Origin of the sequence: Anoxybacillus gonensis, from assembly GCF_001187595.1 — a bacterium.
Classification (GTDB): domain Bacteria; phylum Bacillota; class Bacilli; order Bacillales; family Anoxybacillaceae; genus Anoxybacillus; species Anoxybacillus gonensis.
Map to the genome: position 1 here is coordinate 1541552 of NZ_CP012152.1, position 12931 is coordinate 1554482.

General features: G+C 40.2%; 12 protein-coding genes. 5 read left to right on the top strand and 7 right to left on the bottom strand.

The window, feature by feature from the left end:
• Positions 1 to 16 precede the first annotated feature (16 nt).
• A complete protein-coding gene (locus AFK25_RS08095; RefSeq protein ID WP_035067350.1) occupies positions 17 to 1939 on the bottom strand; it encodes a FapA family protein in 1923 nt (640 codons plus the stop codon).
• A gap of 117 nt (positions 1940 to 2056) precedes the next feature.
• On the opposite strand from AFK25_RS08095, the gene AFK25_RS08100 reads away from it, so the two are divergent.
• Positions 2057 to 2527 carry a PCYCGC motif-containing (lipo)protein gene (locus AFK25_RS08100; RefSeq protein ID WP_035067352.1) on the top strand — a complete coding sequence of 157 codons (471 nt, stop codon included), beginning with the start codon at positions 2057 to 2059 and terminating at the stop codon, positions 2525 to 2527.
• Positions 2528 to 2551: 24 nt separating this feature from the next.
• Here AFK25_RS08100 and AFK25_RS08105 read toward each other — a convergent pair whose 3' ends face one another.
• Together AFK25_RS08105 and AFK25_RS08110 are read right to left on the bottom strand one after the other, a co-directional pair.
• Entirely contained in the window at positions 2552 to 3781 is a 1230-nt protein-coding gene (locus AFK25_RS08105; RefSeq protein WP_035067354.1) for an ABC transporter permease, read from the bottom strand.
• The gene (locus AFK25_RS08110) at positions 3771 to 4673 is read right to left on the bottom strand and encodes an ABC transporter ATP-binding protein (protein ID WP_035067355.1); all 903 of its coding nucleotides are present in this window, start codon (positions 4671 to 4673) and stop codon (positions 3771 to 3773) included. Before AFK25_RS08110 ends, AFK25_RS08105 begins: the two co-directional genes overlap by 11 nt.
• A gap of 151 nt (positions 4674 to 4824) precedes the next feature.
• Here AFK25_RS08110 and AFK25_RS08115 point away from each other — a divergent pair, with 151 nt between their 5' ends.
• The 3 genes from AFK25_RS08115 (at position 4825) to AFK25_RS08125 (ending at position 7982) form a co-directional block, all read left to right on the top strand.
• Positions 4825 to 5292, top strand: coding sequence for a hypothetical protein (locus AFK25_RS08115; protein WP_035067357.1), 468 nt, complete (start codon positions 4825 to 4827; stop codon positions 5290 to 5292).
• Between the two features lie 308 nt (positions 5293 to 5600).
• Positions 5601 to 6719, top strand: coding sequence for a glutamate 5-kinase (proB, locus tag AFK25_RS08120; protein WP_035067359.1), 1119 nt, complete (start codon positions 5601 to 5603; stop codon positions 6717 to 6719).
• A gap of 21 nt (positions 6720 to 6740) precedes the next feature.
• The gene (locus AFK25_RS08125) at positions 6741 to 7982 is read left to right on the top strand and encodes a glutamate-5-semialdehyde dehydrogenase (protein WP_035067361.1); all 1242 of its coding nucleotides are present in this window, start codon (positions 6741 to 6743) and stop codon (positions 7980 to 7982) included.
• A gap of 39 nt (positions 7983 to 8021) precedes the next feature.
• Here AFK25_RS08125 and AFK25_RS08130 read toward each other — a convergent pair whose 3' ends face one another.
• From AFK25_RS08130 to AFK25_RS08145, 4 genes are read right to left on the bottom strand one after another with little or no spacing between them, the layout of a single operon-like run.
• A complete protein-coding gene (locus tag AFK25_RS08130) occupies positions 8022 to 8738 on the bottom strand; it encodes an IucA/IucC family C-terminal-domain containing protein (protein WP_035067363.1) in 717 nt (238 codons plus the stop codon).
• Complete coding sequence (locus tag AFK25_RS08135; RefSeq protein WP_035067365.1) at positions 8738 to 9550, bottom strand: ABC transporter ATP-binding protein; 813 nt, start codon at positions 9548 to 9550, stop codon at positions 8738 to 8740. Before AFK25_RS08135 ends, AFK25_RS08130 begins: the two co-directional genes overlap by 1 nt.
• Before the next feature lie 12 nt (positions 9551 to 9562).
• The gene (locus tag AFK25_RS08140) at positions 9563 to 10615 is read right to left on the bottom strand and encodes a FecCD family ABC transporter permease (protein WP_035067367.1); all 1053 of its coding nucleotides are present in this window, start codon (positions 10613 to 10615) and stop codon (positions 9563 to 9565) included.
• The gene (locus AFK25_RS08145; RefSeq protein WP_035067369.1) at positions 10612 to 11610 is read right to left on the bottom strand and encodes a FecCD family ABC transporter permease; all 999 of its coding nucleotides are present in this window, start codon (positions 11608 to 11610) and stop codon (positions 10612 to 10614) included. Before AFK25_RS08145 ends, AFK25_RS08140 begins: the two co-directional genes overlap by 4 nt.
• Positions 11611 to 11813: 203 nt before the next feature.
• Here AFK25_RS08145 and AFK25_RS08150 point away from each other — a divergent pair, with 203 nt between their 5' ends.
• The gene (locus AFK25_RS08150; RefSeq protein WP_035067371.1) at positions 11814 to 12764 is read left to right on the top strand and encodes an ABC transporter substrate-binding protein; all 951 of its coding nucleotides are present in this window, start codon (positions 11814 to 11816) and stop codon (positions 12762 to 12764) included.
• The last annotated feature ends 167 nt before the right edge of the window (positions 12765 to 12931 follow it).

Genomic DNA, 12931 nt, shown 5'->3' on the forward strand with positions numbered 1-12931 from the left:
TTGCCACTGCGCCTTTTTATCCAAATACAATTTCTTGACGTTCATCGTCCCATTTCATTTCAACATATTTTTTTTCTTCATAAAACGTATACGTCCTTTTACCGAATTGCACAACAGTTCCTTCCCGTGCGTGTTCAATATAAATGATCTCCCCTTTTGGCACAGCCAATACGGTCTTAACACCGAGTGAAGATCCGACTTCTTTCACTTTCATTCCTTTTTGAGCATACGCTTCTCCACCGCGCACTACCCCATGAACTATCAATGTCCCACCCGCATAAATATTGCAATTGTAACATCCTTTTCCTGTCACAATTACATCACCACTTCCATGAATGACGCTATTCAAGGCATAAGAAAGCTCAATCGCATCATTCTCTTCACGGTCATATTGTCCGATAAACGTATTAAGTTCACGCAATAAATTTGCCATCCCTTCTAAACAATGAAAATGATTCGGACGATCCGCAAGCAAACAGCTGTCCAACTGTGAACCGATGTCAAACCATTGTTCGCCGATTTGTTCCCGCTTTTGCTCACACATTGTTTTATACTGTTTCATCGCCTCCATCATTGTTTTAAATTTACTTTCCATCAACTTTTTCGTAATTGGATAAATATCTTGTTCACGAATTTTAGACATGACCATGAGTTGTTGAATAGCAACAATCATTCGCTCGAGTGATTGGCGAATTTGTTGTAATAAACCAACAAGCTGTGTAACAAGCATTTTATTTTCTCCTGATGTCACTGTACCGCCAATGACGTTTTGTTGAATAAAAATCGATTGTTGTGCACGAATTTTTGCTCGATTGACATTTTGTAAAATCATAATGCTACCAAGTGCCTCAACAACCATTTCTTCTTGAACACTTCCTGTAATTTCAACATCACCTTTAAAATGAATGTTTCCTATTGATAAATCCACATCCCCTTGATGAACGAGCTTTGGAATAATGGAAACGATAACCGTTTTTCCTTTTTTCGCAATTTGCGGTCGTCCCCCCTGTATAGCTAAAATGCGATTCTCATCCATTGTTACCCCTTTACCAAGTTTAATCGTTACCGGATGCACTTCTTTCACAGGAATGACTTCGTTTGTCACTGTTAACCCTGGTTTCCCTTGTTGCGGTGGATGAACAACAGCAATTAAATCTCCTTCACCGACAGTCGCAATCGTTTCTATCTCCCTGTAATCAACCGTCCCGTCTTCACGAACTTTTGGCTTTTTTTTCCCCTCCCCTACTTTCACTTCCACCCAACCGTCTTTTCCTTCGATTGGTTCAATTCCTTTTGCGATCACAGCCGTTATTTTTTTCTCTGCCTGCAACGCCTCTCGAATAGCTTCTTCATTCACACCATACACAATGCCTAATTCTTGGAGTTTCGCCACCACTTCCTCATATGATACATCGTAGATGAGTTCTGTGTCCATTTTCGCTTGTATATGTAATTTGCTAGCTGGTTGCTGATCTTCAAGTACATATCGGCGCCTTACACCTGGCGCAAACGTCAACGTTGCCTCTAGCTTTTTAGCATTTATGTGAATTTTCCAAACAGATTGTGCGACGCTTTCTTCTTTTGGATAAATGCGAACGTCGTCTCCTTCTTGTAGCGTTATACTTCCTTCGATGGCTTTTCCGTTATGTAAACAGATGACTCCTTCACCAACAATAATCGTTGGACCTACATGCACACATTCATAATGTAAAACACCGTCTTTCACCCACGCTTTTCCTTCTATTTTTTTGATAACTGATTCGGTTTGTTGTTTTTTTGTTAATCGGACAATAGCAGGTTGCGAAACGATACCAAACAACTTTTTACGCTCTTGTTGCACGATTTCGATGACGACATCTTCGCGCGTGACTTGAAGTTGTTTTAGCCCTTCTTCAATCGCTTCTTCTACCGTTTGTCCTTTTACTTCGATGCCATCCATTTTTTCCCCACCTTTTCCCTTATCATTTCCTATTATTTTTATTATAATAGTAAAAAGATAAAAGAAATAGTGAAAAAAGTCGGACAAAACGATGATTGTTGAAAAGGATGGTTCCATATGAGAAAACGATTTATGTTTAGTTCCATACTTTCCGTCAGTTTATTGTTCAGTGGTTGTGCACAAAAGGAAAATGATCATGTCGCTGAACATCAGACAGGCGATATTCGAGAAGAAACGGCCTCAGTTCATGAACTTCCGTCGTTTTTAGCATCTTACAATGAGTCGATGGCCCATTTATACGAACAAGTAGCAGCACGTCGAGCATTGTTAGAAAACATTCCTTGTTATTGCGGTTGTGGCGAATCGGCAGGCCATGAAAATAATTATGATTGTTTTGTATATGAAAACAAAAGCAACGGTGCAATCGTCTGGGACGATCATGCGACAAAATGTGGCGTTTGTTTAGAAATCGCATCCATTTCAATCGAACAATATGAAAAAGGAATGTCAATCAAAGATATTCGACATTTCATTGATGAAACATATAAAGAGGGATATGCGAAACCAACACCAACAAAACCAATGTAAAAAACCGAGCCACCCGCTCGGTTTTCATCTTTTCGTTAATTGCCACGCTCGTTTAAGGTCTTTCCAGGAAGACGCTTGATTGTACATCAGCACACCGCCACGGTATATTTTTGATCCGAACACGAATAAAAAGGCAATGGTTCCAACGAGCAAAATGAGACTAAGGGCAATCTCCCAAATTGGAACATTTAGCATTCCAATTCTTAAAAACATAATCATCGGAGTAAAAAACGGGACAAAAGACATTACAGTAATAAACGGAGATTCTGGTACATTCAAACCAAACATCGCCATAATAAACGCGGCAACAACGAGCATCGTCACAGGACCGGCCATTTGTTGCACTTCTTCTACTCGGCTAACAATCGAGCCAAGCACAGCAAATAACATCGCATATAACAAATAACCGAGCAAGAAAAAGATCATTCCGTATACAATTAAAGAAAGCGGTAGTTTTTCCATTCCAAATAACTGACTTAACATATCGCTATTTTGCAGCGATGTATAACCGACAGTGAAAATCACAACAAACTGCGTCAAACTCAACAAAGCAATCCCTAAAATTTTCCCGAATAATTGTTGAACGGGTGAAATACTTGAAATTAAAATTTCCATAATGCGCGATGACTTTTCTGTTGCCACTTCCATCATAATCATACTTCCGTACATTAACACAAACATATACATCGCAAACAGCAAAACGTACACGATCGTTCTAGCTTGATCTAATTGTTCTTCTGTTTTCGCGTGTTTTTCAAGCGCTACTTTCTCTATCGTAATTGGCGCATACAGCGCATTGATTTGGTCATATGTTAACCCGATTTGTTTCGCCATCATCACAATTTTTACTTGTTGTAGTGCTTGCTCCATTTCATGCGTGACATCACTATCTGCAATATTTTTTGCATAATATGCCACTTTTAGTTGTCCGTTCTGTACATGAAGTACAATATACGCATACCACTTTTCTGTTTGAACATATTTTTTCGCTTGTTCTTCATTTTCATTGTGGCGAACAAGTTTTATTTCTTTATTTGACTGCATTTGTGCTTGCAATGCTTCATACCATCCGTTCGTTTGATCGATCACACCAATTGTTTTTTGACCATTATCGCTAAACGCTTCAATGATGCGATCTAACTGACCAATACCAAATATAATAAGAGCAGTAATCATGGTTGAAATGAAAAAAGACTTTGATTTTAATTTCGTCATATACGTATGAGCAAAAACAATCCAAAATTTATTGTTCATACGCCGCACCTACTTTCTCAATAAAAATGTCGTTAAGCGACGGTTCTTCTAACGAAAATGTACGAATGAATCCTTTTGCATAAATGTGTTCAAGAATGTGCTGTGATACGTGTTCATCAGCTATTTGCAAACGAACTCCTTCAACCGTTTTCTCCATTTTCAATACGCCTGGAATTTTCCCTAACGTTTCAAACGGTAACTCTCCATGAATGATCACATTTTTTTTACCGAAAGATCTCTTTAACTCTTTTATTGATCCGTGCACAATCGGTTTTCCTTTATGCATAATGCATATATGTTCACATAGTTGTTCGACATGTTCCATCCGATGACTGGAAAAGACAATTGTTGTTCCTTTTTGCTGTAAGTCAATCACTGCTTCTTTTAACATTTCTACATTTACTGGATCTAATCCGCTAAACGGTTCGTCTAAAATAAGCAGTGACGGACGATGTAACACCGCTGCGATAAATTGAATTTTTTGTTGATTGCCCTTTGATAATTGTTCTACTTTTTGATGTTCGTATTGTGGTATTTTAAAACGCTCAAGCCAATGACGCATTTTTTTTACAATGTCTTCTTTATGTAACCCTCGCAATCTTCCTAAATAAATGAGTTGTTCTCTTACTTTTAACTTTGGGTACAATCCTCTTTCTTCCGGCAGATATCCAATGAGATGGCTATGCTTATATGTGATGCGTTCACCGTTCCATGTAATCTCCCCTTTCGTCGGCTCAAGCAACCCTAAAATCATTCGAAATGTTGTCGTTTTTCCTGCTCCATTCGCTCCAAGAAACCCAAACATACGCTGTTCTGGAATAGATAATGTTACGTCATCCACTGCTACAAACGAACCAAACTGTTTTGTCACATGTTGTAAAACTAAACCCATGTTTCTCACTCCTCCTTTATTTCATTATAACGTATAAACCTAGGTAAAAGTTTCATATATTTACTTTTTATGTTCAAAAAATGATGAGAAACATACTTCTTTCTTGTCCTTCATTCATTTATAATGAAAAATAAAGAGGAGGTGAATCAAAGTGGAGAAAGAAACAATGGTAAAAGAAATTGTGAAAGCGCTCGAACTATTTTCAGACAAAATTCATGCTGAAATGCAAGAGATGGGCAACCAACTCCGGGCGGAAATGCAAGAAATGGGCAATCAACTCCGGATGGAAATGCAGGAGATGGGTAACCAACTCCGGGCGGAAATGCAAGAAATGGGCAACCAGCTCCGGACGGAAATGCAGGAAATGGGCAACCAGCTCCGGACCGAAATACAAGAAATGGGCAATCAGCTCCGGACGGAAATGTATGCGGTGGAAAGCAAATTAGAAGCAAAAATTGATGAATTGAAGCAAGAGACGAACGAACAATTTAAACAACTCAACGAAAAAATCGATCACTTACGAGACGAGCTATCAGATACACAAGAAACCGTTGATCTGCTTTCTTCCAAAACACTCCAACACGAGCGAAAACTTCGTCTTTTATCCAAACAGTCGTAAAATCCGTTGACATCTTCGCTTTTTTGTTTCATAATTCTAAAAAATATAATAAGCGAAAAAGGCACGGGACAAGTAAACCGATGGAATGTGCAAGAGAGTGGAACTCATAGGCTGGAAGGTTCCTCACAGGAAGTCGGTTGAACCTACCCTACATGGCCGCTTATGCAAACATAAGTCGTCTCCCCGCGTTACGGGGCAAGAGGTGGGCGCTTTGCGCCAAAAAAGGTGGTACCGCGGAAACAACGCTTTTCCGTCCTTTTCTATATAAGGGTGGAGAAGCGTTTTTATTTTAAGAAAGGAGAGAAATCGTGAAAAAGAAGCGAATTGTCGTTAAAATCGGGAGTAGCTCATTAGCAGAAAAAAACGGGACACTCTCAGAACAAAAACTACGCGGACATGTCGAAGCGCTTGCGTATATGAAACAACTCGGACATGATGTCATTCTCATTTCCTCTGGCGCGGTCGCCGCTGGGTTTGGGTTGCTTGGGTATCGTTCGCGGCCGAAAACGATTGCTGGAAAACAAGCAGCCGCCTCAGTCGGTCAAGGGGTGCTTATGCAAAGCTACATTTCAGCCTTTCGTTCATTTGGCATCGTCACTGGACAATTGTTGTTAACGCGCGCCGATTTTTACGACCGCGAGCGATTTCGTAACTTATTTGCGACGATTTCTACACTGTTAGAACGAGGCGTGCTTCCGATTATTAACGAAAACGACTCTGTTTCCGTTGAAGAGTTGACGTTTGGGGATAACGATTTATTGTCGGCGCTTGTCAGTGGATTTTTACATGCAGATGCCCTCGTCATTTTAACAGACATTAACGGGTTATACGACCAAAATCCGAAACATCCTGAAGCAAAAAAATATCATTTTCTATCAGAAATCACCGACGAACTCATTGCCCAAGCAGGTGGAAGCGGCTCAACGGTTGGAACTGGGGGAATGAAATCAAAACTTCTTGCGGCGCAAAAGGCTCTTTCTTTCGGTGTTAGCGTTTTTATCGGCACAGGGGCTGGCAAAGAAAAATTGCAACATATTTTAGAAGGAAAAGGCGACGGGACGTATATCGGCTCCCCTTTTCAAGAACATATGCAAATGCGTAAACAATGGATCGCGTACCATTCCGAAGTCGCAGGAGCAATTGAAATTGATGAAGGAGCAGAAACAGCCCTTTTGCATAAAGGAAAAAGTTTATTACCAGCCGGTGTAACAAACGTATTTGGCTCATTTCAAGCGCTTGATGTCGTCAATGTCGTCAATCAAAAAGGCGATGTAATTGCTAGAGGGCAAGTATATTATGCGGCGGGCGATTTAGCGAAAGTAAAAGGTCTTTCAAGCGAGGAAGCGAAACGATATTCTTTCCACCATCGCCCAGAAGTTATTCATCGCGACAACTTAGTATGCTTCAAAAAGACATCTGTCTGCTAAAAACGAAAGGAGCGAAAACGAATGAGTGAATTAATCATCAAAGCGAAAAAATTAAAGCAATCGGCCAGTCAATTAGCAATGTTATCAACAGAAGAAAAAAACAACGCGCTCGCGATGATTGCAGAAGCGTTAATTGCACAAACGGGGTACATTTTACAAGAAAACGAAAAAGACATGGCAATCGGAAAAGAAAACGGGCTCTCTCCTTCCTTGCTTGATCGGCTGCAACTCACGGAAGAACGCATTCAGCAAATCGCTGATGGTGTCCGCCAAGTCGTTGATCTGCCAGATCCGGTTGGGGAAACAATTGAACAATGGACGCGACCAAATGGGCTCATCTTAAAACAAATTCGTGTACCACTTGGCGTCGTTGGGATGGTGTACGAAGCGCGGCCAAACGTCACCGTCGATGCGGCTAGCCTTTGTTTAAAAACGGGAAATGCCGTCTTGTTGCGGGGCAGTTCTTCCGCCATTCACTCAAATAAAGCACTTATTTCCGTGATGCAACAAGCATTAAAACAGTCGAAAATTCCGACAGACGCCATTCAACTGTTAGAAGATACAAGCCGTGAAACCGCCCAACAAATGTTCCGTCTAAAAGAATATATAGATGTCCTCATTCCACGCGGTGGTGCAGGACTTATTCAGTCAGTCGTCGAAAACGCAACGATTCCTGTATTAGAAACAGGTGTCGGCAATTGCCATATTTTTATCGACGATTCCGCGCAAAAAGAAATGGCGATCGATATCGTCATCAATGCGAAACTGCAACGTCCATCTGTCTGCAATGCAGTCGAAACGGTGATTGTTCATAAACAATGGCCGTATATAAAAGAATTGCTTGAAACGTTGCACGAAAAAGGAGTCGAATTGCGTGCGGACAAACAACTTGCCGATACATATCCGTTTGTCCGTGAGGCAAAAGAAGAAGATTGGGCAACCGAATTTCTAGCACCCATTTTGGCGGTGAAGCTCGTTGAAACGGTGGACGAAGCGATTGAACATATTGAACGATACGGAACGAAACATTCTGAAGCGATTATTTCCGAATGCAACGAACATGTAGAACAATTTTTTGCTCGCGTCGACGCCGCTGTGTTGTACCATAACGCCTCCACTCGCTTTACCGACGGCGAACAGTTCGGATACGGCGCCGAAATCGGTATTAGCACGCAAAAACTGCACGCCCGTGGACCAATGGGCTTACGCGCCATCACGACAACGAAAACGCTCGTGTATGGGAATGGACAAGTGCGAAAATGACAACCAGCCTCCGCGTGGGGCTGGTTTTTCTATTTCATTTTATCTAATGGGACATATTTTACAATGAGATTGCTTAGTTGTTTGATAAAAAAGACAACACGTTGTCCTTTGAATACGACTTTCTCCTTTCCAAAAACGATATAACGGATTTTGAGAATACGGACCGAACAACTTGCCATCTGCTTTTTGCACAACAAATAGAAAATCGTCATAAATTTGTTGACGTACATCGCAGCACTCGTTTTCCCCTATTAATGTTTCATATAGCCAGATTATATAAATCGAGACGTTTTCCCATAGGATTAACGGTGAAATATGCGTAGTTTTCCGCAACTGTTCAATTAACAAAGCAAGATGCCCTGCAAAAAGATGCTCAATGATTTGCGTACGCCATTTGTCACGATTTTCACTAACTGTTGTATATGTAAGCGACTTAAAGCGGAAAGTAGGCATCCACATTTTTGATTCATTATCTGTTTCCATCCATATTTGCTGAAAAGACGATGAAAGACGTTTATTCCATACAGACATTGCATATAAAACGATGGCTATAAAAAAGCTATATCTTTTCATGAATATAGAAGCAGAAACCATTTGATTTCGAGCACCAATTTTTTGCTGCACAAGTTGTAAATATATAGCAAGTTCTCTTTCATCATGCAGTTGATCAAGCCGAATAGATAAAGGAGAAATCATACGTTTTTTTGAAAAACGAAATCTCTCTAACTGTTTCACTTCATCTTCAGAAAGATTCATCATGACACTCCTTCCCTATCCAAAAGGTATCTACCTCTTCCATATGGAATACAAAGAGGTGTTCCAAATAAAGGGTCGTAAATTACTTCACAGTCAAGCTGAAAAACATCCTTGACAAGTTCACGTGAAATAATTTTCTCCGGTTTCCCTTGTGCATATACGGTTTTGTCGCGGATGGCAACGATATGATGGGCATAACGGCACGCCAAATTTAAATCATGGAGCACCATGACAATCGTTCGCTTTTCTTGTTCATGTAATGTAAACAATAAGTCAAGAATTTCGATTTGATGTGCCACATCTAAATAAGTTGTCGGTTCATCAAGCAAAATGACTTCCGTATGTTGCGCCAATGTCATTGCAATCCATGCACGTTGGCGCTGCCCTCCTGAGAGAGAGTCAACCGAACGCTCCGCAAACTGTATCATACCAGTTGCTTGAAGTGCGCGCTTAACCGCATCTTCATCCTCTTTTGACCATTGTTTTAACCATGTTTGGTGTGGATAACGACCTTGCTTAACAAGTTGCAAAACGGTCAAACTTTCTGGGACGGTTGGCGACTGCGGTAAAATGGCCATCTTTTTTGCTACTTCTTTTGTGGGCATTTTTGTGATCTCTTTTCCTTCAAGCAATACCGTTCCACCAATCGGTTTTAGTAATCTAGCTAACGACCGTAATAACGTGGATTTTCCACATCCATTTGCACCAATTAAAACAGTAATTTCCCCTTTTGGAATGCTCATATTTAGCTCATCAATGACGATTGAGTTTCCATAAGACAGTGTAAGTGACTTTGTTTGTAAAATGGTCATATTTTCACCTCACTACGCATTTCGATTTTTATACAATAAATAAATAAAATAAGGGGCCCCAATTGCTGCGGTAAATACACCTGCTGGAATTTCTAGTGGAGCAAACAGTGTCCGTCCCAATAAATCCGCAAGCAATACGAGAATGCCGCCTAACAAAGCTGCTATTGGCAGCATCCCTCCAAAAGAAGATCCTACTAATCTTCGTGCCATATGCGGAGCCATCAATCCAACAAAGCCAATCCCTCCAACAAATGCTACAGCTCCCCCTGTTAGCGCCGTGCTTAATAAAAGGAGAAACAAGCGCTGTTTTTGCAAAGAAACACCTGCGCTAACCGCGAGCTCCTCACCTAATTCTTGAATATTTACTTGTCGAGCGGAAATGAAACTAATAAGTAACAACAAAAAAGCCCAAGGCATGAAAATCATCACTTGTTTCCAAGAAACCCCATATACACTTCCAGTAATCCAAATATTTGCTTGACTCGCCCGATAAATCGGTCCAATGAGCATGAGCATAGTAGTAAAAGCTTGCATGAGCGCAGATATCCCTATCCCGATCAAGACGAGACGAATCGGGGACACCCCGTTTTTCCAAGCTAGCATATACACAAGAAAAACGGCGATCGTGGCCCCTATAAAAGCACCTAAAGGCAACCAGTGAATACTAATGATAAGCGATCCATTTTTATCACTAAATATCGTTAAAAATAAAACAACGACTACGGCTGCGCCACTTGTCATCCCAAGTACATCTGGAGAAGCAAGCGGATTGCGAATCATTCCTTGAAGAATAGCACCAGCTACAGCTAAAGACATTCCCGCAAAAAAGGCGATAATCATTCGAGGTAGACGAAATGAATAAATTACAATCTCATCCATTTCACTCCCACTACCTAATAGCGTGTTTATAACATTTACTGGGGAAATATACATTTCTCCAATTCCTGTGCTAAGAAGAAACAAAAAAATAGAAATCATTAGTAGCACTAAGCAAGTCGTCATCACTTTTTTGTCAATTAAAAATGAAATGTTGTTTCCCGCTCGAAATGGTATGTACTTTCTCATTTTAAAATCCCCCTACGGGCAACATAAATAAAAAATGGAACCCCGATAAATGCCGTCATAATTCCGACAGGCACTTCTTGCGGCATCAATATATAACGAGCTCCAATGTCTGCAAAGTTTAAGAGACTTCCCCCAATGAACGCACAATACGGAAGTAGCCAACGGTGATCATTCCCGACAAATGCTCGAGCAATATGAGGAACAATAATTCCTATAAAACCTATTGGCCCAGCTACTGCCACAGAACTTCCTGCTAACAAAACAATAAAAATAGCCATAATTAACTTGACAAAGTTCGTACGTTGTCCCAATCCTTTTGCTACATCATCTCCTAGCATGATAATGTTGATCTTTGAAGCTAATAAAAAAGACCCAACCCACGCAATGAGAAAGTAAGGAAGAACAGAAGTTAACATCTCTAACTTTCGTCCTGAAACAGATCCCGCCAACCAAAACAACACCTCTTCTAACGCTTTTTCATTTACAACTAACAATCCTTGTGTAAGAGAAGCAAAAAGTGTCGCTACAGCTGTTCCTGCTAACGTTAATTTAATCGGTGTCATCCCTTCTTTTCCAACTGAACTGATGATAAATACAATGATTGCTGCGAGTGTAGCACCAATTAAAGCGAGCGATGCGAACATGTGAAGCGAACTAACTTGAAAGAAGGTTACACATAACACAATTAGAAACCCCGCCCCTGCATTAATTCCAAAAATCCCAGGCGAAGCGAGGGGATTTTTAGTTAAAGCCTGCATAAGTGCCCCTGCCATGGCTAAACTTGCCCCAACAGCCGCGCCGATGAGGGCACGTGGCAAACGAACCGTATTAATAACAAGATGTTCGTTAGAAATACCTTTATTCATCAGCGCCTCGATTGCCGTTCGATAGCTTGTATCTGTGTAACCATAAATGATACTCATCCACATACTAATAAAAAATATAAGTACAAATAAAAGCAGTCCAACCAACCGTTTTGTACTGTTTTCTAACATTGTAGATAATCTCCTTACTATGATTTGTAGCCTCATATAAAGTCTATTTGATATCGAATATCAGTGTCAATGAGTTTATTAGATTATTTGAAATCTCGGCAAGTCAATTATAATTCAATTATATATTTTAATTGACAATGATTATCATTCATATTATTATTTTATTCGTTAACGAAAATCATTTTCAAATAGGAGGCGTACATATGAAAAAACTTTCTTTTATGCTGATGATTGTTCTTCTTTTCGTTCTTAGCGCTTGCAACGGTTCGAACGAAGAAACAACGACAAAGCAAGATGAAGAAAAACCTGTAACTTATACAGTCGAGCATGCGATGGGCACAACTGAAATAAAAGGTGCACCTAAACGCGTTGTTATTTTAACGAACGAAGGAACAGAAGCTTTATTAGCATTAGGTGTAAAACCAGTCGGTGCTGTTAAATCGTGGCTTGGAGATCCTTGGTATGATCATATCAAAGATCAAATGGATGGCGTAAAAGAGATTGGAACGGAAAGTGAGCCAAATTTAGAAGCAATCGCTTCATTAAAACCAGACCTAATTATTGGTAACAAACTACGTCAAGAAAAAATTTATGAGCAATTAAACGCTATTGCTCCAACTGTTTTTTCTGAAACGTTAAAAGGAAACTGGAAAGAAAACTTCATGCTCTATGCAAAAGCGGTCAATAAAGAAGAAAAAGGAAAAGAGATCATGGCTGCGTACGACCAACGTATTGAAGATTTGAAAGCGAAGTTAGGAGACAAGCTACAGATGAAAGTTTCCATCGTCCGCTTTCTAGCTGGAGATGTACGCATTTATCACAAAGACTCCTTCTCTGGCGTTATTTTAGATCAATTAGGATTTGCACGCCCTGAGTCACAAAACGTCAACGATTTTGCGGAAAAAGGTGTAACAAAAGAACGAATTCCAGCAATGGATGGCGATATTCTCTTTTATTTCACATATGAAGAAGGAGATGGAGCAGCGACAAAAGTAGAAGATGAATGGATTAACGATCCGCTTTTCAAAAATTTAAACGTAGCGAAACAAGGAAAAGTGTACAAAGTGAGTGACGCCATTTGGAATACAGCCGGTGGGGTTCTGGCAGCGAACGATATGCTTGATGATATTGAAAAGTATTTCCTAAACCAATAGCGCATATACAAAAGCCAGCCTCCGCGTGGGGCTGGTTAAAATCTCTTTTGAAAGAAAAGGAGCAATCAGACAATAGGCCATGCGATGAAGAAAGTAACGATAATAAGAAAAACACCTGTTACTAAAAATGAAAAAACAGCCTGCAATCCTCCGGTTCTCCATCTTAA